The organism is Streptomyces sp. CA-181903, assembly GCF_050937075.1.
Taxonomy (GTDB): domain Bacteria; phylum Actinomycetota; class Actinomycetes; order Streptomycetales; family Streptomycetaceae; genus Streptomyces.
On the sequence record NZ_JBNJLY010000001.1, the window covers coordinates 2,803,277 to 2,821,159 of the forward strand.

The window sequence follows — 17,883 nt, forward strand, 5'->3', positions numbered from 1 at the left end:
GCACACAGTGAGCCGGGAGACACCGGAGGGAGCCGGTGTCCAGGCGCCCGCGCCGGCCGAGGGGAGCCGGCCGGGGTTCATGTACCGGCGTACCACGCGGGATTCCCGCGTGTGGGGGGAATGACTGATGACGTCCACGCCTGCCGACGCGCGACGGCAGATCCCGTACGATCCGCCCCGCGACCCGTCGGTCACCACCCGGCCGCGCATCCCCGCGCCCCCGGGGCCGGACGACGCGCGGCGCAGAGCCGCCCCTCCGCACCCGGCCCGCCCGCGCACCCCCAGACCCTTCCACCCCCGCTACGACTACGAGCACTACAGCCGGCTCGCCGGCCCGCTCACCCGCCCGGCGGATGGCCCCTACACCGTCCGCTACCGCAGCCTGCTGGCCGACGAGCCGCACCGCATCCGGGCCGCGCTCCTGCTGGGCGCGGCCCCCGTCGTCTCCGTCGTCCTCCTCCTCTGGCTGCTCCAGCCCGCCCACTGGGTGCAGCGCGACCACGCCGGACCGCTGATGCGCGTCCTCGACCTGGTCATGCTGGTCTCCATCGGCCTGATCGAGATCTTCCGGACGCTGAACGTCGTCTCCAACGCCCACGCCACCCTGGTCGCCCGCGACCCCATACCCGTCGTCCCCGAGACCGGCACCCGGGTCGCGTTCCTCACCTCGTTCGTGCCCGGCAAGGAGCCGATCGCGATGGTCACCCGCACGCTGGAGGCCGCCGTGCGGGTCCGCCACCGCGGCCCGGTGGACGTCTGGCTGCTCGACGAGGGCGACGATCCCGAGGTCAAGGCGGTCTGCGCCCGGCTGGGCGTGCGCCACTTCACCCGCAAGGGGATCGAGAAGTGGAACCGTCCCAAGGGCCCGCACCGGGCGAGGACCAAGCACGGCAACTACAACGCCTGGCTGGACGCACACGGCGACGACTACGACTTCTTCGCCTCCGTGGACACCGACCATGTGCCGCTGCCCAACTTCCTGGAGCGCATGCTCGGTTACTTCCGTGACCCCAATGTCGCCTTTGTCGTTGGACCTCAGGTGTACGGGAACTACGACGCGACGGTCACCAAGGCCGCCGAGAGCCAGCAGTTCCTCTTCCATGCCCTCATCCAGCGCGCGGGCAACCGCTACGGCGCCCCCATGTTCGTCGGCACCAACAACGCGGTGCGGATCAGCGCCCTCAAGGGCGTCGGCGGCCTCTACGACTCGATCACCGAGGACATGGCCACCGGCTTCGAGCTCCACCGCCACCGCAACCCGGCCACCGGCCGCCGCTGGCGCTCCGTCTACACGCCCGACGTCCTCGCCGTCGGGGAGGGCCCCAACGCCTGGACGGACTTCTTCACCCAGCAGCTCCGCTGGTCCCGGGGCACCTACGAGACGATCATCAAGCAGTACTGGAAGGGCCCCTTCACCCTCGCGCCCGGCCCCTTCCTCAACTACACGCTGATGGTCATCTACTATCCGATGACCGCGGTCAACTGGATGCTCGGCGCCCTCAGTTGCACCCTCTTCCTGGGCCTGGGCGCGGCCGGCATCCGGATCGACTCGCAGATCTGGATGATGCTCTACAGCGACGCCGCCGCCCTCCAGATCGGCCTCTACGTCTGGAACCGCCGGCACAACGTGTCCCCCCACGAGCCCGAGGGCTCCGGCGGGGTCGCCGGCATGGTGATGTCCGCGCTGTCCGCGCCCGTGTACGCCCGTTCGCTGCTCGACGCGGTCCTGCGCCGCAAGAGCCGCTTCGTGGTGACCCCCAAGGGTGACTCCGCCAGCCCGGACACCCTCTTCGGCACCTTCCGCATCCACCTCTTCTTCCTACTGATCTTCGGCGGTTCACTGGTGGCCTCGTTCTTCCTCGGTCACAGCCACGCGGCGATGCGCACGTGGGCGGCCCTGGCCGTCGTCATCACGGTCGCGCCGATCGCCGCCTGGTGGTGGACCGCGCGCCACGGCAAACAGCCCGAGGGAGCCCAGCCATGAGACTCCGGCACCTGACCGACCGCCGTTCCGGGCCCGTCATCGGCCGCCGCACCCGCCGCACGGCGGTGGGCGCGGCGGTGGTCCTCGCCCTGGCGGGCATGAACGGGCCGGCGATCTGGGGCTACGCCTCGCACCAGTACCACGAGTACAAGATCAACAAGCCGGAGTACAAGGCGGAGAACGGCCACTGGGACGTCGTGGACGTCCCGGACGAGTACCGGATCAACACCATCCACGCGGCACTGCTGCAGACGGGCAAGGTGCTGCTGGTCGCCGGGTCGGGCAACAACGCCGCCAACTTCGCGGCGAAGACGTTCCGGACGGTCCTGTGGGACCCGGAGAAGAACACCTTCAAGAACGTCCCCACCCCCAAGGACCTCTTCTGCTCCGGCCACACCCAGCTGCCGGACGGGAAGCTGCTGGTCGCGGGCGGCACCCAGCGCTACGAGAAGCTGGAGGGCGATGTCACCCGGGCGGGCGGGCTGATGATCGTCCACAACGAGAACCCGGACAAGCCGATGACCTTCCCGGCCGGCACCCGGTTCACCGGCAAGCAGTCCGGCAAGACCTTCGAGTCGAAGGACGCCGTCCTGGTGCCGCGCGCCAAGAAGGAGCAGGGCAAGGACGGCAAGGTCAAGGTCACCGTCAGCACCGCCCGGGTCTATGTGGAGGCGCTGGAAAAGGGCCAGGAGCATGCCACCGGCCTCACCGACAACTACCGCATCGAGGGCCTCACCGGCGACGACGCCCGCAACTTCTACGGCATCGCCAACAAGCTGTCGTTCGACAAGAAGGACTTCCAGGGCATCAAGGACGCCTTCGAGTTCGACCCGGTCGCGGAGCGCTACGTCACCGTCGACCCGATGAACGAGGCCCGCTGGTACCCCACGCTGACCACCCTCCAGGACGGCAAGGTCCTCTCCGTCTCCGGCCTGGACGAGATCGGCCAGGTGGTCCCGGGCAAGAACGAGGTCTACGACCCCAAGACCAAGAAGTGGACCTACCTCCCGCAGGAGCGGTTCTTCCCCACCTACCCGGCCCTCTTCCTCACCGACAAGGGCAAGATCTTCTACACCGGTTCCAACGCGGGCTACGGCCCCGCCGACAAGGGCCGCGACCCGGGCGTGTGGGACCTGGGGAACAACTCGTTCATCCCGGTCCCCGGCATCAGCGACCCGGACGCCCTGGAGACGTCGATGTCCGTCCTGCTGCCGCCCGCCCAGGACCAGCGGTACATGGTGCTCGGCGGCGGCGGGGTCGGCGAGGACAAGAAGTCGACGGCGAAGACGCGCATCGTCGACCTGCACACCGAGCGCCCCCGCTTCCACGACGGCCCCGACCTCTACGCCAAGGCCCGCTACCCCAGCAGCGTCATCCTGCCGGACGACACGGTCCTCACCACCAACGGCTCGGGCGACTACCGCGGCCGCAGTGCCTCCAACGTCCTCAAGGCCGAGATCTACGACCCCAAGGCCAACTCCTCCCACCGGGTCGCCGACCCGCTGGTCGGCCGCAACTACCACTCCGGCGCGCTGCTGCTGCCGGACGGACGGGTGATGACCTTCGGCTCGGACTCCCTCTTCCGGGACAAGGACAACACCCAGCCCGGCGTCTTCCAGCAGCAGATCGACCTGTACACCCCGCCGTACCTCTTCCACAAGGGCGACCGTCCGGAGATCAGGGACACCGACCGGCGGACCGTGAAGCTCGGCGACAAGACCACCTACCGGATCACTTCCGCGCACGGAGTCGCCAAGGTCCGGCTTCTCCGGCCGGGTTCGTTCACCCACGTGACCAACATCGAGCAGCGGTCGATCGCACTGGACCTCAAGAGGGAGGAAGCCGACCGTTTCACCGTGACCCTCCCGAAGGACCCGTCCCTGGTGCCGCCCGGGTGGTACATGGTCATGGCGGTGGACGAGAAGGGCACCCCGTCCAAGGCGGTCTGGGTGAAGGTGCCGGCGGCGGAGAAGAAGGACGAGAAGAAGGACGAGGACAAAGAGGAGAAGAAGGACTGAGCCGCCTTCGCGAGGGGGGCCGCGCCCGGCTCAGGAGCGGGCGTTCCTGGCCAGCTCCAGGGCGTAGGTCTCCCACCACTCCCCCGCGTCGGGGCCGCCCTTGCAGGCACCGTCCGACTCACCGGGCCGCTTGACCCACAGGTAGGCGTCGACCAGCCGGTCGCCGGTACGGGTGGTGGGCGGCTCGCCGAGCGCCCGCCCGGAGGGGTTGCACCAGGCCTTCTCGTGGTCGCCGTCGGAGAGCGGCCCGTTCCCGTTGCGGCTGGTGTCGATGACGAAGTGCTTGTAGCCCACCAGCGCCGAGAGGGTGTGCCCGTACTCCTTGCTGGCCTGCGTGGTCTGGAAGTTGGAGACGTTGAGCGCGAAGCCGTCCGCCCGGTCGATGCCCGCGCGGCGCAGCGGCTCGGCCATCCGGTCGGCCGGGGTGACCCAGCTGGGGTTGCCGGCGTCCAGGTAGACCTTGGTCCGCGGCAGCGCCTTCAGCCTGCGGACGGCCTCCTTGAGCAGCGCGTAGCGCTCCTCGTGGAACTGCTGGGGCGTGCAGCCGTCCTCCATGTGCGGCAGCGCGTCGGGCTCCAGGATCACGGTGGCGCTGCGGTCTCCGATGCCGCTCGCCGCGCGGTCCAGCCAGGCGCGGTAGGAGTCGCCGTCGGCGGCGCCGCCCTGGGAGTACTGGCCGCAGTCGCGGTGCGGGATGTTGTAGAGGACGAGGAGGGCGTCGCGGTCGGCCTTGGCCGCCGCCTCGGTGAAGCCGCGGGTCTGGCTCTCGGGGTCGTCGACGCCGATCCACTCGGCCACCGGCTGCTGGGCGATCTTCGTGATCAGCCGGGCCTCCTGCTCCTTGCCGGAGCCGAGGAGCCGGGCCGCCTGCCGGGCGGCGTTGCCGTTGGGGTTCACCCAGTACGGGGAGCGCTCCCGGGGGAGCTGGGACGGGGAGGCGGCGGACGGCTGCGGACGGGGGCCCGCGGCCTCGTCGTCGGAGGAGGAGCAGCCGGTGAGTCCGGTGAGACCGGCGAGCGCGGCCAGGACGGCCATCGCGGTGCCGGTACGGGTCAGTGCCGGGTGAGCCGAACAGGCTGGGCGGGTGTGGCCGGTGTGACTGCCGTACATCCACTCCCCCTTGGGTGTACTTCCGGGAGACGTCTCTGGTCCCCTCGGGACAATGAACCGGTCGCCCCCATGCTGGCACAGCGCGCCCAGGAGTGTGGGCAGTCATCTCATGACATGACGGCAGATCGCTCTCTCGGAGCACAATTGCCGCTTCTTGCACGGTTCAGGCGCGTCCGCTTCCGGTCAGGTAGGCGGAGACGACCACATTGGCGCTGTACTCACGGCGGGCCCGGTCGTAGTCGCCGCCGCAGGTGATCAGCCGGAGCTCGGCCCGGCCGGTGTCGTGCGGTCCGTAGACCTTGGCGGCGTCGAACCGGTCCTTGGCGAAGACCGTGACGTCCTCGACGGTGAAGTCGGCGGTGGAGCCGTCGACCCTGGTGACGGTGACGGTCTCGCCGCGCTTGAGCTTGCCCAGATCGGCGAAGACGGCGGGTGCCCGCTCGGTGTCGACGTGTCCGACGAGCACGGCCGCGCCGAGGCTGCCCGGCTGCGGGCCGCCCCGGTACCAGGCGACGGCGCCCGGCCGCTCGTACGGCGGCGGCTCCACCGCCCCCTGCGGCGTGAGGCCGTGGCCCTCGATCGGGGCGCGCAGCCCCATCGCCCGGACGGCCAGCCGCTCCGGCTCGGCGCCGGGCAACGGGGCGAGCGGCGGCGGCAGTTCCCGGGCGGGGGGCCGGCCGGCGGCCGCGACGTCGCCGGTGGCCGGCCAGGCGCCCATGGGCACCTCGGTGGCCTCGCGTCCCCACAGCCACAGGGCGAACAGCAGGGCGGCCCAGGCCAGGCCCGTCAGGAGGCGGCCGTGGCCGCTGGCGCGTGGTTCCGACATGGCACCCGGTCGCTTCCGTTCACCTTCTGCCCGCCTCGGTACGTCGGCGGTACCAGATCAGACCACCGGCGATCAGGACGCCGACGCCGCCGACGACCAGGCCGGGGGTACCGGGCGTACCCGAGGCGGCGACGGGGGCGGTGCCGCCGCCTCCGGCCGGGACCGGCGCGACGGGGACGCCGTGATCGTGCTCCGGAGCGCGCTCCTGGGCGTGCTCCTGGGCGGCGAAGCCGTCGTGCCCGTCATGGGCGCCTCCGGCGGGGACCCGGCCGTCGTGGCCGTCGTGGCCGTCGGCCAGGGAGGCGGCGCCGGCCTCCGGAAGGACGATCAACTGGCCTTCCGCGACGCCGTCCCGCCCGTCGCAGCTGATCCGCACCGGGTAGGTGCCGGCCGTCGTGGTGGAGCGGACCGTGGCGTCGGCGAGGTGCCCGGTGCTGTCGCGGGTGAGCTTGGCGTCGGTCACGAACGCCTCCGAGGCGGCCGTGGCGCGTTCGCCGGTGCACCCGGAGACGCGGACGCGGACGTCGGCGCCGGGCTTCGCGGTGAGGGGACGATGTCGACCGTCGTGGTCCGGGTGGTCACGGGGTCATCGAGGGCATGGGCGGGAGCGGCACCGACGGCGACCGCCGCCAGCGCACCACAGAGTGCGGAGCGGACTGAAACCATGATGAACCTCCTGATACCTCAGAAGTTCACCTGCCCGGGAGCCGCGGCGCATCCGCTCCGTGCTCCCGTTACTCCAACCGGTGACGAACCGGATGTCCGTACCGCCCGGACGGCGGGCAACGGTGTCCGCCGTCCGAGGCGGCCTCGGTAGCCGCCTATGACCGTTTCAGATCAGTTCGGTGAGATCCGCGATCGAGTCGACGACGCGGGACGGCCGGAAGGGGTAGCGGTCGATCTCGTCGGGCCGGGTCAGCCCGGTGAGCACCAGGAACGTCTCCATGCCGGCCTCCAGTCCGGCGAGGACGTCGGTGTCCATCCGGTCGCCGATCATCGCGCTGGTCTCCGAGTGGGCGCCGATGGCGTTCAGACCGGCCCGCATCATCAGCGGGTTGGGCTTGCCGACGAAGTAGGGCTCGCGGCCGGTCGCCTTGGTGATCAGCGCGGCGACGGAACCGGTGGCGGGCAGGGCCCCCTCGGCGGAGGGGCCCGTCTCGTCGGGGTTGGTGGCGATGAACCGGGCACCCGCGTTGATCAGCCGGATCGCCTTGGTGAGCGCTTCGAAGGAGTAGGTCCGCGTTTCGCCCAGAACGACGTAATCGGGGTCGGCGTCGGTGAGGACGTAACCGATGTCGTGCAGCGCGGTGGTCAGCCCGGCCTCGCCGATGACGTACGCGGTGCCGCCCGGCCGCTGATCGCCCAGGAACTGGGCGGTGGCCAGGGCCGAGGTCCAGATGTTGCCGACGGGCACGTCGAGACCGATCCGCTGGAGGCGGGCGTGCAGGTCGCGCGGGGTGTAGATGGAGTTGTTGGTGAGCACCAGGAAGGGCTTGCCGGAGTCCCGTAGGCGGGAAATGAAGGTGTCCGCCCCCGGCACCGGGACGCCTTCGTGCATCAGCACACCGTCCATGTCGGTGAGCCAGGACTCGATGGGCTTGCGCTCTGCCACTGCGGAACTCCTGCCATGCTGGGCGGCCCGCCGCCGGGCCCGGAGGCCCCTCGCCGGATCGGGGACGAACCGGACCGGCGGGGCTCGCCCGCCGGCCGGCACCTCCCAGCCTAGTCAGCCCGCGGTGGCGGGCTTCCTGACGGCTTGCCCGCTTCTTCGCCGGGGCCCGGTCAGCGCCGCATCCGGCGGGCCCACAGCAGCAGTCCCGCCCCGCCGGCGAGGCAGACGCAGGCGGCGGCGCCGAGCACGGGGACGGTGTGCGAACCGCCGGTCGCGGCGAGGACCGGCGGGCCCGGGTCGCGGCCCGGCGCGGGGACGGCGTGCGGCGTGAGGCCCGGTCTGACGGAAGCGGCGGCAGGGGCGGACGGGGCGGGGGTGGGGGCGACGGTGAAGGTGTAGTCGCCGGACTCCCCGACCCAGGCGCCGTCCGCGCCGCGCCGCTGGACGGCGGTGACGTTCGCGGTGACGGGCCCGTCCGGGGCGGCGTCGGTGAAACCGAGCCGCACGGGGACGACGACGCTCCGGCGGGCGGGGACCGAAAAGCCGTGGAAGCCGGGCGAACCACCGTCGAAGACGCCGACGTTCTCCGCCTCCTCGGTCCGCTCGAACCGCACCGGCCGCCAGCGCGCGCCCTCCTTGTCGTAGAACTCCAGGTGGATGTGCTCGGGCCGGAGCGCCCGCTTGCCGTCGGCCAGGACGGCGACGGGGTGCACGTCCCGGCACTCCTGGCCCGTGACGTTGCGGAGCTCCAGTTCCCAGGCCGGCGCGGGGGCGCCGCGCTCGTAGACGTCGGGACCGCCGGCGAGGCGGGAGGCGATGGGGAACTCGGTGCGGTTCGCCTCCCCGCATCCCGGCCGGTCACCGCGGTGGACGGCGACGGGCGCGGCCGCTGCCATGGGCGGGACGGAGTTGGCGGACGCTGCTGACGCGTTGGGGCCGAGGACGAGCGCCGGCAGGGCGATCAGCGGCAGGGCGAGCGCCGCCGCGCGCGCCGGGAGGGCGTGCGCGGCGGGTACGGAGGTCGGCAGCGCGCGGGACAACGGCATCGGGGAACCTTTACTGCAGGGGACTCCGGGAACTCGGATGACTCGGGCGACCCGGGTGGCTCGGTTGACCCGGGTAGCTCCGGTGACTCCCGGTGGCCGGGAACATGCCCGTCACGCGTCGGATGGCGAAGGACACGACGGACATGTCCCCCGGCCGGCGGCAGACTTCCGCCCGTTGGGACGAAGGGCGGGTCACTCGGACGGGGCGGGGGGGGCGGGCGGGGCAGTCGGACGGGGGGCAGTCAGACGGGGGGGAGTCAGACGGGGGCGGGCGGATGGGGCGGGCGGTCCTGGCGTTCGCCGGTTCGCCGCTCGCCCTGATGGCGCGTCCGGTCAGGCGCAGAGGACGTAGAGGGTCACCTTGCGGGCCCGGGTGTTGCCGGGGAGCGGCTCGGTCGTGATCGTCCAGCCGCGGCGGTCGTCCGTCGGCGCGGAGCTCGCCACGTAGTTGTGCGGCTCCACCTGCGCTCCTCCGCTGTGCGCGTGTTCGCGTCCGGGGCAAAGGAGGGTGTGGGTGGCGGCCTTCCCGGCCGGGTCCTGGTACGTGCGGCTGATCCCGTGGGGCGCGGCGGTGGCGGGGGCCGCGGCGGTGAGCAGCAGGGCGGCGGCGAGGGCGGGGAGGAGGGCGGCGGTTCTCATGGGGTTTCCTTCCGTGGGGCGGTTCGGAAAGCGGACATCGCATGAGGAACAACGCCGTTGGTCGGTAAGGGTGCATTTCGTTCCCCCGGAGGGGTGAGGGCACCGAATGGCCGGGGCCCGCCGACCGCCTGTCAACGGCTTGGTGCGGGCGCGAGTCAGACCCCGAACAGGGGGGCGAGCACCAGTTCCGCCGCTCCCCCGACGACCGCCCGTGCCCCTTCGGGGGCGACGTCGACCGGCACCGCGCCGCCGAGCGCGTCCCGGACCCCGTCCACGAAGACCGCGGGCCGCGCGAGCACCACACCGCCGCCCAGCAGGACGCCGTCGATGTCGAGGAGGCGTACGAGGTTGAGCGCACCGACGCCGAGCAGCCGCGCGGCGCGCAGCGTGTCGCCCTCGGCGACGGCGGCCAGGCAGAGCGCTTCGAGGCAGCCCCGGTCCCCGCAGGCGCACAGGGGGCCGTCGACCATGACGACCTGGTGACCGAACTCGCCCGCGCCCGTGCGCGGTCCGCGGTGGACGCCGCCGTCGAGGACGAGTCCGGCGCCGAGGCCGGTGCCCAGGTGCAGATAGGCGAAGGAGCCGGTGGCGCGGGGGGTGCGGAGGGCGAGGCCGAGGGCGGCGGCGTTGGTGTCCTTGTCGACGACGACGGGCAGGCCGAGCCGTTCGCCCAGCGCGTCGCGCAACGGGAAGCCGTCCCACCGGGGGAAGCCGGTGACCCGGTGCAGGACGCCGCTGCGATGGTCGAGGGGACCGGGGACGGCGACGCCGGCGCCGAGCACACCGCCGGTGGCGTGGTCGGTGAGCAGCGCGGTCACCGCGCCGGCCACGGCGTCCAGCACGGCCTCCGCCCCGGCCCCGAAGTCGAGCGGCGCGGTACGGGTGGCCGTCTCGGTGCCGGTGAGGTCGACGAGGGTGACGGTGAGGGCGTCCCTGTCGAGGTGCACCCCCACGGCGTGGGCGGCCCCGGGGACCAGGCGCAGGGCCGTCGCCGGCTTGCCGCCGGTGGAGGCGCGGCGGCCCGCCTCGGCTGCCAGCCCCGCGTCCCGCAGCCGGCCCGTGATCTTGCTGACGGCCTGCGGGGTGAGCCCTGCCCGGGCGGCGAGCTCGGCGCGGCTGGCGCCGGCCGGGCCGGCGCAGCGGAGCAGCCCGAGGACGACGGCGGTGTTGTGGTCGCGCAGGGCGGCCAGGTTGGCTCCGGGATCGGTCCTGTTCACGGGACCATTGTCGTGGGCGCTTGCACTTTTGCAACACTGTTGCCAAAGTGGCGGGCATGGACGGCATCTCCGACACCCCCCTCCGCGTCGGCCTGATCGGCTACGGCGTCGCGGGGTCGTTCTTCCACGCCCCGCTGATCGCCGCCACCGAGGGCCTGGTCCTCGACACGGTCGTCACCGCCAACCCGGAACGGCAGCGACAGGTCGCCACCGAACACCCCGGGGCCCGGACCGCCGCCGACCCCGACGAGCTCTTCGCCCGCGCCGGCGACCTCGACCTGATCGTCGTCGCCTCCCCCAACCGCACTCACGTGCCGCTGGCCCGCCGCGCCCTGGAGTCCGGGCTGCCGGTCGTCGTCGACAAGCCCCTCGCCGCCACCGCCGCCGAGGCGGAGGAACTGGGCGCGCTGGCCGAGCGGCGCGGGCTGCTGCTCAGCGTCTTCCAGAACCGGCGCTGGGACAACGACTTCCGTACCGTCCGGTCCCTAATCGGCGACGGCAGCCTCGGCCGCGTGCTGCGCTTCGAGTCCCGCTTCGAACGGTGGCGCCCGCGCCCCAAGGGCGGCTGGCGCGAATCCGGCGACCCCGCCGAACTGGGCGGCCTCCTCTACGATCTCGGCAGCCACCTGGTCGACCAAGCGCTGACCCTCTTCGGACCTGTTGTCGGCGTCTACGCCGAGGCGGACGTCCGCCGACCGGGCGCCGAGGCGGACGACGACACCTTCATCGCCCTCCGCCACGCCGACGGCGTCCGCTCCCACCTCTGGATGAGCGCCACCACCGCCCAACTCGGCCCCCGTTTCCGGGTACTGGGCAGCGACGGCGGTTACGTCAAGTACGGCCTCGACCCGCAGGAGGCCGCCCTCCGCGAGGGCCTGCGCCCGGACGACGGGACGCCCTGGGGTGTCGAGCCGCGGTCCCTGTGGGGGCGGCTCGGCGAGGGCGAGTCCCCCCTGACCGGCGGCGGCGAACCCGTGCCGACCCTCCCCGGCGACTACCCCGCCTACTACGCGGCGGTCGTCGAGGCCCTGCGCACCGGCGGCCGGCCACCGGTCACCGCGTCGGAGGCCGCGGCGGCGCTGCGCGTCCTGGAGGCGGCGAGGGTGTCGGCGACGGAGGGCCGCACGGTCAGTCTCTGACCGCCGGCCTCGCGTACGCGCGGGTCGGTGCGGTCGGTCCGGTCGGACCGGTCGGCTCAGTCGGCCGGGTCGGCATATGCGGTCGAGCACCGCCCGCAGACCGCGCGGCGCGCCCGACCGCCGACTGCCGACCGCCGACCGCCGACCATGATCGAACGGTCGTGCATCCGGAGGGCGTTGTCCAGGACGAGCCCTCGTGGACGAGGAAGAAACGGGTGCCCCCGTCCTCCCTCTCCAGGATCCAGGTGATCGCCCACTCGGCGCCGGACCGGGAGTCGGGACCAGCGCCCCGCCACCCGACCCTTGGCACCCGCTCCGGCTCGGAGGCCGGGACCCCGGCCCGTATCGTTCCGGGAAGCCCGGTGCCGGACACGGCCGTGACCGTCATCGTGTTCGCCTCCTTCTCCTCGCCCCGCCCGGACTTCGCCCCGCACCGGATGCTGCAATGGCGGCCATGACGCACTCCGCCTCCCGCGCCGCCGCCGATCTCCCCGCCGTGGAGACCATGAACGGCCCGGCGGCGGTCCGGGCCGTGGGCGCCTTCCGACTGGTCTACGCCGAGGCGTTCACCGAACCCCCGTACAGCGAGAAGGAAGCGGACGTCGCCCTGACCTTCGACCGTTTCCGCGCGGAGGCCGCGCACCCCGCCTTTCGCGCGGCCCTCGCCCGTACGGCGACGGGCGAACCCGTCGGCATGGCACTGGGCACCACCCTCGGCCGGCGGTCCGGCTGGTGGGACCCGTACGTCGCCCCCTCCGACCGGCACCGGACCTTCTGCCTGCTGGAACTCGCCGTCCGCGCCGCCCACCGACGGCAGGGCCTCGCCCGCCGGCTGCACGACACCCTGCTCCGCACCACCGACGCGGACCGGCTCCTCCTCACCGTCCACCACGCCGCTGCCCCCGCCCGAACCGCGTACCACTCGTGGGGCTACCGGACGGTCGCCGAGACCGAGCTCTGGGGCGATGACGTCCACGCCGTGATGCTCTTCGATCACCCGGCGGCTGGTCGGGATCGGTGAGGCGTGGCCTCTCCCCCGTCGAGCCCTGAACCTAGGCCGCCCGCGCGGCCGTTACCCCCTTCCCCTCCGTGTCGGCGAGCCGTCGGGCGGTGGCGGCCCCGGCGGCAGTGGGCCGGGCGGCCGTACCGCTCGGTATTCCGTGAACCGGCACGTCCCGCAAGCCCGGCAGCGGTCCGCGCCGCCGCGGGAGTCCCAGCCCGCCGTGTGCTTGCAGTGCCGCACGAGGCGGCCGGTGGTGCTGTCCGTCTTCGCCGTTCCCGCCCTCATCGTCGCCCCTCGTCGTCTCGCCCGCAGTGCTCCGTCACCCAGTGGGTCAGCGCCGCCGCCGTCGCGTCCCCCGACACCGCCGATGCACCCCCGCTCGCGGCGGCCCGCCTCGCCGCCTCCAGTTCCGCACACCGGCCGCAACCGGTCTGATACGGACGCAACCCCGCCGCGTTGCGCTCCTCTCGCGTTGCCAACCGCAGAGCGGATGGCGGCACTTCCCACTCCAGACCCCCGCCCGGCCGACAGACCTGCACGCGGTCCTCGGCGGCGCCGATCACTTGGACCAGCCGGTTCTCCCGCACGTCGACGACGTAGGTGCCGGTTCTGTATGTCATGAGCCCCGCCCCCCGATGGTGAACAGCAACGCGCCTGTGCAGGTTGCCCGTTGTGACCTTGCTCCATCAGTCTGCACCCACCCGGCAAGGAATAGCCTTCCAAATTGGAGGAATCACCCTTCCGAGTGATCAACCCGCACATTGAGGCGACGCGCCCATCCCACGCAGCACGCTGGACCCGAACGCTTAAGGGGAGAAGCAGCACATGGCACACGCGTCCCGCCGTACCGCCCGTCGCCGCAGGCTCGGCACCATCCTCAGGGAGGCCCGCGAGGCAGCGGGCATCACCGCCACCGACGCGGCCCAGGCGATCCACACCGACAACACGAAGATCAGCCGCATCGAGACGGGACGCCACCGCGTGACCCGCCTGGAACTGGAGACGCTCTTCGCGCTGTACGAGATCGCCGACGAGAAGACGCGCGACTGGCTGATCGCGCTCGCCGCCGAAGGAAACCAGCGCACGTGGTGGCGGGGCCACAGCAGCAAACTCCGGACGGATTTCAAGGAGTTGCTGGCTCTGGAATCGGAGGCCGCGCGCATCACCACGCTCCAGACCCAAGTCGTCCCGGGCCTGTTGCAGACCCGGGGATACGCCACGTCGATCATCCGCCGCGCATCCCCGCACTTGTCCAGCGAGGAAGTCGACTTCTGGGCCGATTTCCGCCTCGCGCGGCAGAACATCCTCCGGCGGGACAATCCGCCGCGATACCTGGTCCTTCTCCAGGAAGGCGTCCTACATCAGCAGATCGGCGGCCCGGCCGTCCTTGCGGACCAGCTTCGCCATCTCATCGCCGTGAGCCGGCCACCCGAGCTGACGATTCAGGTCGTTCCCTTCCGTCAGCCTGAATGGACCGTCTGCCAGGGCTCCTTCACCTTGTTCTCGTACCCCAAAGTCCTCGACCTGGAAGTCGTACACATTCCGTACCTCGACGACAGTCTGTACCTGGAGGATGATGAAGCGGTCAGGAAATCCTGGAAAGCGATCAACCGCCTGAGAGCAGTCGCACTGTCGGCAGCACAGTCCGTAGAGCTGATGGAGTCCCTCGTGCGCGAGCTCGAACAGCATCAAGGGGGCGCGTGATGATAGGCCCCCACTCGCCGCAAGGCCACTGGCGCACGTCGTCGTACAGCGGCGACGGCGGGAGCCAACAATGCGTCGAGTACCGGCCCACCCCCAACCGCCGCATAGCCGTCCGTGACAGCAAGGCGCGGCCCCGAGGGACCTGCACCTTCGGCCCGGACACCTGGGCGGCGTTCATCGCGGCGGTGCGGGAGCAGGATGGCTTGAAGTGAGCGTGGCAGATACAGCGACAACGAATCGACGGCGTTCTCACGCCGCCGCCTCGGCGTACTGCCTGCCGATTCGGCGCGCGGGATGCGCGGCGTATACGGACACGCCGACGGTCAGTACGAGTGTCGCCACGGTGACGCCTGTCAGCCACGGCCAGTTGAAGGCCGGCCACAGGCCCTGACCCAACTGATTCGCCAGGGGCGCCAGGCAGACGAGAGAGACGAAGAAGGCCAGGACGGCGCCCACGGCCGTCGCGGCCAGCGTTTCCAGGGCGACCACTCGGAAGAGTTGTGGCCGGCTCAGGCCCATGGCGCGGAGGCGGGCTCTCTCGGAGTTCCGGTCCCTTTGGGCCAGGGCGCAGGTGTTGGCCGCGGACAGCAACGCGTAGCCGGTGACGACGGCCACGATCAGGTAAGTGGCGAAGGAATCCGCCGGGTTGCGTGGCTGAAGTCGCGAGAGGTAGTCGTCGTGTGACCGCACCCGCTGCCCGGGAGCGGTCGGCCACGCGCTGCCGTCACCGGTGAGGAAGATCCGATCGGCCGGCGCGTCCGGTGTGTGCGCCAGCACGGATTCACGGGACAGCAGCAGGCCCGGGAACACGAAATCCCGGTGGTAGATCGCGGCCAGTCGCAGTGTTTCCTGCCGTCCGTCGGTGAAGGTGAGGCGCACCCGCCGACCCAGGTGCCAGCCCTGGGCCTCGGCGACGGTCGATCCGGCGGCGAAGGATCCGGTACCGATCCGTCCGAGGTCTCCCTGTGCGACATCGAGGTCGAGCACCTTTTTCAGGGTCTTGCCGTCGACGCCCCAGGCGCGTTGCGGCTTCGGGTGTTTCTCCCAGAAGGAAGGCGGTGTCTTCAGACGTGCGGCCAGCACCGGAACCGCTGTCGCCCGCTGTAGAGCCGGCGGTTCGGCGGGCAGTCGGGCACCGTCGTGGGCGGTGACCACGGCGTGTGCACGCAGGGCCTGGGCGGTCTGCTCCCGTACGGCCTTGTTGACGTTGGTGTCGGCGCCGAGCATGCAGGTCGAGATGCCCAGCGCGAGCAGGACCGGGACGGCGACAGCGGCGGTGCGGGTGGACGTGCCGCGCAGGCCGGCGGCCGCGACCTTTCCCAGCCGGCGGTCCGCCAGGCGCAGGGCGGTGGCGAAGGGGCGGCTCAGAGCGGGGATGATCCACGGTCCCAGCACGGCCAGCGTGGGCAGGAGGACGAGCGCCAGCCCCGTCGCCATGGCCGCCCGGTACATGTCCGGCATCTGCGGCAGCATGATGATGATCAGGAGAGGGAGGCACAGGAACAGCGCCATGCCCAGCCCCGCGAACAAGCGGGCCCGGCGTCGTCCGCCTTCCGGTTGGTCCGTCCCGCCGCGCACCGCGGCGATCACGCTGACACGGCCTGCCGCGTGGATGGCCCCCAGCCCGGCGAGAACGGCGATGCAGCAGACCGCGGCACACACCGCCCCGGCGACGAGCGCGGTCGTGCCCGCCCCCGGCAACACCACGGACTCGGGAAGCAACTCCCGTGACACCAGCAGCCGTCTGCACCGCCACGCGAGCGGCACCGCCCCCACCCCGAGCCCCAGTACCGATGCGAGGGCCGCGAGGCACAGGACGTCGGTGGTCACCAGGGTCCTGATCCGGCCGGCGGTCGTGCCCTGAGCCCTGAGGACGGCGAACTCCGGGAGGCGCTGCGAGGTCCACAAGGACACCGTGGTCCCCAGCACCATCACCGCCGACATGACCATGAGCGTGATCAGCAGGCTGAGCAGGTTCTCGGTGTCCCGCATGCCCTGTGAACCCGACGCCCAGGCGCCCAGCGGCGACTGCTCCACCGCGGCGAGCAGCAGCCCGCAGGCCCCTACCGTGGCCGCCGTCGCCGCGCAGGCGAACGCCGCACCGAGCACGCGTGCGGGGTACACCCGCACTTCGGCCAGGAAAAGACGATGTAGACGCACCGTTGATTCGTACCGCAGTTCCCATGGTGGCCGAGGCCCAACCGCCTTATCCGGCCATCACTTTCACGATCAGCCGACCGTCCGGGAACCGAGGCGTCCGGCTGCCGGGCATCACGTGCGTCAGGACGTCCGCGCGGCGACGCCGGATCTCGCCGCCCGCCACTCCGGAGCGAGGACCGACCAGACCTCGAAGTCGTGGCGCTTGCCCGCGTGGAGGAAGTGCTCCCGCAGGACGCCCTCCTTCGTCATGCCGAGGCGGCGGGCGACGGCGATGCTGGGCTGGTTGTCGGTCGCGGCGCGCCACTCGATGCGGTGGAGGCCCCGTTCCTCGACGGCCCAGTCGATGATGTGCCGGGCGGCCCGGGTGACCAGGCCCTTGCCCGCGGCCGCCGGTTCGAGCCAACAGCCGACCTCCGCCGTGCCCTGTTCGACGTCCATGACGCGGAACAGGACCACGCCGACCAGCGTGCCGTCCAGCCGGATGCCGTACAGCCGGCCGGTGTCGGCGGCGGCCTTCTCCATGTACGAGCGGAGGTACGCGCGGCTCGACTCCAGGTCGGTGATCTTGTGCGGTACGGGGAGGAACCGTCCGACGAAGTCCCGGCTCCGGATGACGCAGGCCAGGAACTCCTCGGCGTGCCACGGTTCGAGGGGACCCAGCTCGCCACCGTTGTCGTCGAGGGGTATCGCGTACATCGTCGTTCTCCACGGGTCGGAACCGGCGGGCAGGGCACGGATCTTCTCATGGGCGCCGTGGGGCGACGGTGGCGTGAAATGTGCGATCCGGGACGATCCCGGGGCGCCCGCGGGTCGGCCGATGGCCTGTCGGGGGGCGCCCGATGGTCTGTCGCGGGTCTGCCGCTGGTCTCTCGTGGGTCTCTCGTGGGTCTCTCGCGAACCGGAATCGCTCAGGATTTGTCAGGTCCGGGCCGTCGCCGTGGTGAGGGACCGGTCGGCGGCGTTGAGGATGTCGGCGAAGACGCGGGTGATGACGGGCTTGGCCACGTGGCGGGCGACGCGGGCGCCGCCCGGGAAGGGGAGGCCGAAGGTGGTCGTCCAGGTGACGAGGGTGCCCTCGGGGACTTCGGTGAACGTCATGCGGCCGAGTTCATGGCGGGCCGGCGGGTAGCTGCGGTCGACGTCGTAGGCGAAGTCGTAGGGCGGGTTGTAGGACGTGATGCGTTCGCGGAACCAGCCGATCAGCCAGGTGTGCAGCCGGACGGCGCCCACCCCGTACGGCGCGTCCGCGCCCGGGCGGGCCAGGCGGGCCTTGAGGACGAACGGGGAGCGGGTGTAGTTGGTGGTCGTGGCGCACCACTCGAAGACGTCGGCGATCGGGGCCGCGATGACGCGTCGTACCGTCACGGTTTCCATGTCTCGTCCTCTCTCCAGGCCGGGCCGGTCGTCTGCGGAGCCGGTCGGTGT

Annotated in this window: 19 protein-coding genes; 7 read left to right on the forward strand and 12 right to left on the reverse strand. The window is 71.9% G+C overall.

Annotated features, from left to right (window positions below):
• Positions 1–127: 127 nt before the first annotated feature.
• Positions 128–1,984 carry a glycosyltransferase family 2 protein gene (locus ACQEVS_RS12520; protein WP_433019373.1) on the forward strand — a complete coding sequence of 619 codons (1,857 nt, stop codon included), beginning with the start codon at positions 128–130 and terminating at the stop codon, positions 1,982–1,984.
• Positions 1,981–4,002, forward strand: coding sequence for a galactose oxidase-like domain-containing protein (locus ACQEVS_RS12525; protein WP_433019375.1), 2,022 nt, complete (start codon positions 1,981–1,983; stop codon positions 4,000–4,002). The genes ACQEVS_RS12520 and ACQEVS_RS12525 overlap by 4 nt, the downstream gene beginning before the upstream one ends.
• 30 nt (positions 4,003–4,032) lie before the next feature.
• Here the strand turns inward: ACQEVS_RS12525 and ACQEVS_RS12530 are convergent, their stop codons facing one another.
• The 7 genes from ACQEVS_RS12530 to ACQEVS_RS12560 form a co-directional block, all read right to left on the reverse strand.
• Entirely contained in the window at positions 4,033–5,112 is a 1,080-nt protein-coding gene (locus tag ACQEVS_RS12530) for a glycoside hydrolase family 6 protein (protein WP_433019377.1), read from the reverse strand.
• 163 nt (positions 5,113–5,275) lie between these two features.
• The gene (locus tag ACQEVS_RS12535; protein ID WP_433019379.1) at positions 5,276–5,938 is read right to left on the reverse strand and encodes a class F sortase; all 663 of its coding nucleotides are present in this window, start codon (positions 5,936–5,938) and stop codon (positions 5,276–5,278) included.
• A gap of 19 nt (positions 5,939–5,957) precedes the next feature.
• On the reverse strand, positions 5,958–6,401 hold the full coding sequence (locus ACQEVS_RS12540) for a hypothetical protein (protein WP_433019381.1): 444 nt from the start codon (positions 6,399–6,401) through the stop codon (positions 5,958–5,960).
• Between the two features lie 369 nt (positions 6,402–6,770).
• Positions 6,771–7,550 carry an HAD-IIA family hydrolase gene (locus ACQEVS_RS12545; protein WP_433019383.1) on the reverse strand — a complete coding sequence of 260 codons (780 nt, stop codon included), beginning with the start codon at positions 7,548–7,550 and terminating at the stop codon, positions 6,771–6,773.
• Between the two features lie 170 nt (positions 7,551–7,720).
• Positions 7,721–8,596, reverse strand: a complete 876-nt coding sequence (locus ACQEVS_RS12550; RefSeq protein WP_433019385.1) for a hypothetical protein — start codon at positions 8,594–8,596, stop codon at positions 7,721–7,723.
• A 333-nt stretch (positions 8,597–8,929) separates the two neighbouring features.
• Complete coding sequence (locus tag ACQEVS_RS12555; protein WP_351505784.1) at positions 8,930–9,235, reverse strand: hypothetical protein; 306 nt, start codon at positions 9,233–9,235, stop codon at positions 8,930–8,932.
• A gap of 155 nt (positions 9,236–9,390) precedes the next feature.
• Entirely contained in the window at positions 9,391–10,452 is a 1,062-nt protein-coding gene (locus ACQEVS_RS12560; protein ID WP_433019388.1) for an ROK family transcriptional regulator, read from the reverse strand.
• Positions 10,453–10,508: 56 nt separating this feature from the next.
• Between ACQEVS_RS12560 and ACQEVS_RS12565 the strand changes: the two genes are divergently transcribed.
• The 3 genes from ACQEVS_RS12565 (at position 10,509) to ACQEVS_RS12575 (ending at position 12,612) form a co-directional block, all read left to right on the forward strand.
• Complete coding sequence (locus tag ACQEVS_RS12565; RefSeq protein ID WP_433019390.1) at positions 10,509–11,591, forward strand: Gfo/Idh/MocA family oxidoreductase; 1,083 nt, start codon at positions 10,509–10,511, stop codon at positions 11,589–11,591.
• Positions 11,592–11,806: 215 nt separating this feature from the next.
• On the forward strand, positions 11,807–12,049 hold the full coding sequence (locus ACQEVS_RS12570; RefSeq protein ID WP_433019392.1) for a hypothetical protein: 243 nt from the start codon (positions 11,807–11,809) through the stop codon (positions 12,047–12,049).
• Positions 12,046–12,612: a GNAT family N-acetyltransferase gene (locus tag ACQEVS_RS12575; protein WP_433019394.1), complete on the forward strand. Its 567-nt coding sequence runs from the start codon at positions 12,046–12,048 to the stop codon at positions 12,610–12,612. The genes ACQEVS_RS12570 and ACQEVS_RS12575 overlap by 4 nt, the downstream gene beginning before the upstream one ends.
• Before the next feature lie 51 nt (positions 12,613–12,663).
• On the opposite strand, the gene ACQEVS_RS12580 is transcribed toward ACQEVS_RS12575, so the two are convergent.
• Together ACQEVS_RS12580 and ACQEVS_RS12585 are read right to left on the reverse strand one after the other, a co-directional pair.
• Positions 12,664–12,879: a DUF6255 family natural product biosynthesis protein gene (locus ACQEVS_RS12580; RefSeq protein WP_433019396.1), complete on the reverse strand. Its 216-nt coding sequence runs from the start codon at positions 12,877–12,879 to the stop codon at positions 12,664–12,666.
• Positions 12,876–13,214, reverse strand: coding sequence for a hypothetical protein (locus ACQEVS_RS12585; protein WP_433019398.1), 339 nt, complete (start codon positions 13,212–13,214; stop codon positions 12,876–12,878). The genes ACQEVS_RS12580 and ACQEVS_RS12585 overlap by 4 nt, the downstream gene beginning before the upstream one ends.
• A gap of 205 nt (positions 13,215–13,419) precedes the next feature.
• Between ACQEVS_RS12585 and ACQEVS_RS12590 the strand changes: the two genes are divergently transcribed.
• Both ACQEVS_RS12590 and ACQEVS_RS12595 read left to right on the forward strand, forming a co-directional pair.
• On the forward strand, positions 13,420–14,298 hold the full coding sequence (locus tag ACQEVS_RS12590; RefSeq protein WP_433019400.1) for a helix-turn-helix domain-containing protein: 879 nt from the start codon (positions 13,420–13,422) through the stop codon (positions 14,296–14,298).
• On the forward strand, positions 14,298–14,510 hold the full coding sequence (locus ACQEVS_RS12595) for a DUF397 domain-containing protein (RefSeq protein WP_433019402.1): 213 nt from the start codon (positions 14,298–14,300) through the stop codon (positions 14,508–14,510). The genes ACQEVS_RS12590 and ACQEVS_RS12595 overlap by 1 nt, the downstream gene beginning before the upstream one ends.
• Positions 14,511–14,547: 37 nt before the next feature.
• Here ACQEVS_RS12595 and ACQEVS_RS12600 read toward each other — a convergent pair whose 3' ends face one another.
• From ACQEVS_RS12600 to ACQEVS_RS12610, 3 genes are all read right to left on the reverse strand, one after another.
• Positions 14,548–16,407, reverse strand: a complete 1,860-nt coding sequence (locus ACQEVS_RS12600) for an FtsX-like permease family protein (RefSeq protein WP_433019404.1) — start codon at positions 16,405–16,407, stop codon at positions 14,548–14,550.
• A 171-nt stretch (positions 16,408–16,578) separates the two neighbouring features.
• Positions 16,579–17,154 carry a GNAT family N-acetyltransferase gene (locus ACQEVS_RS12605; RefSeq protein ID WP_433019406.1) on the reverse strand — a complete coding sequence of 192 codons (576 nt, stop codon included), beginning with the start codon at positions 17,152–17,154 and terminating at the stop codon, positions 16,579–16,581.
• A gap of 222 nt (positions 17,155–17,376) precedes the next feature.
• Positions 17,377–17,832 carry an SRPBCC family protein gene (locus ACQEVS_RS12610; protein WP_433019408.1) on the reverse strand — a complete coding sequence of 152 codons (456 nt, stop codon included), beginning with the start codon at positions 17,830–17,832 and terminating at the stop codon, positions 17,377–17,379.
• Between the last annotated feature and the right edge of the window lie 51 nt (positions 17,833–17,883).

Excerpts from the sequence above, each read along its gene's own strand:
- ACQEVS_RS12520 (WP_433019373.1), top strand. The coding sequence starts at position 128 with ATGACGTCCACGCCTGCCGACGCGCGACGGCAGATCCCGTACGATCCG.
- ACQEVS_RS12525 (WP_433019375.1), top strand. The coding sequence starts at position 1,981 with ATGAGACTCCGGCACCTGACCGACCGCCGTTCCGGGCCCGTCATCGGC.
- ACQEVS_RS12530 (WP_433019377.1), bottom strand. The coding sequence starts at position 5,112 with ATGTACGGCAGTCACACCGGCCACACCCGCCCAGCCTGTTCGGCTCAC.
- ACQEVS_RS12535 (WP_433019379.1), bottom strand. The coding sequence starts at position 5,938 with ATGTCGGAACCACGCGCCAGCGGCCACGGCCGCCTCCTGACGGGCCTG.
- ACQEVS_RS12550 (WP_433019385.1), bottom strand. The coding sequence starts at position 8,596 with ATGCCGTTGTCCCGCGCGCTGCCGACCTCCGTACCCGCCGCGCACGCC.
- ACQEVS_RS12555 (WP_351505784.1), bottom strand. The coding sequence starts at position 9,235 with ATGAGAACCGCCGCCCTCCTCCCCGCCCTCGCCGCCGCCCTGCTGCTC.
- ACQEVS_RS12565 (WP_433019390.1), top strand. The coding sequence starts at position 10,509 with ATGGACGGCATCTCCGACACCCCCCTCCGCGTCGGCCTGATCGGCTAC.
- ACQEVS_RS12575 (WP_433019394.1), top strand. The coding sequence starts at position 12,046 with ATGACGCACTCCGCCTCCCGCGCCGCCGCCGATCTCCCCGCCGTGGAG.
- ACQEVS_RS12580 (WP_433019396.1), bottom strand. The coding sequence starts at position 12,879 with ATGAGGGCGGGAACGGCGAAGACGGACAGCACCACCGGCCGCCTCGTG.
- ACQEVS_RS12585 (WP_433019398.1), bottom strand. The coding sequence starts at position 13,214 with ATGACATACAGAACCGGCACCTACGTCGTCGACGTGCGGGAGAACCGG.
- ACQEVS_RS12590 (WP_433019400.1), top strand. The coding sequence starts at position 13,420 with ATGGCACACGCGTCCCGCCGTACCGCCCGTCGCCGCAGGCTCGGCACC.
- ACQEVS_RS12595 (WP_433019402.1), top strand. The coding sequence starts at position 14,298 with ATGATAGGCCCCCACTCGCCGCAAGGCCACTGGCGCACGTCGTCGTAC.
- ACQEVS_RS12605 (WP_433019406.1), bottom strand. The coding sequence starts at position 17,154 with ATGTACGCGATACCCCTCGACGACAACGGTGGCGAGCTGGGTCCCCTC.
- ACQEVS_RS12610 (WP_433019408.1), bottom strand. The coding sequence starts at position 17,832 with ATGGAAACCGTGACGGTACGACGCGTCATCGCGGCCCCGATCGCCGAC.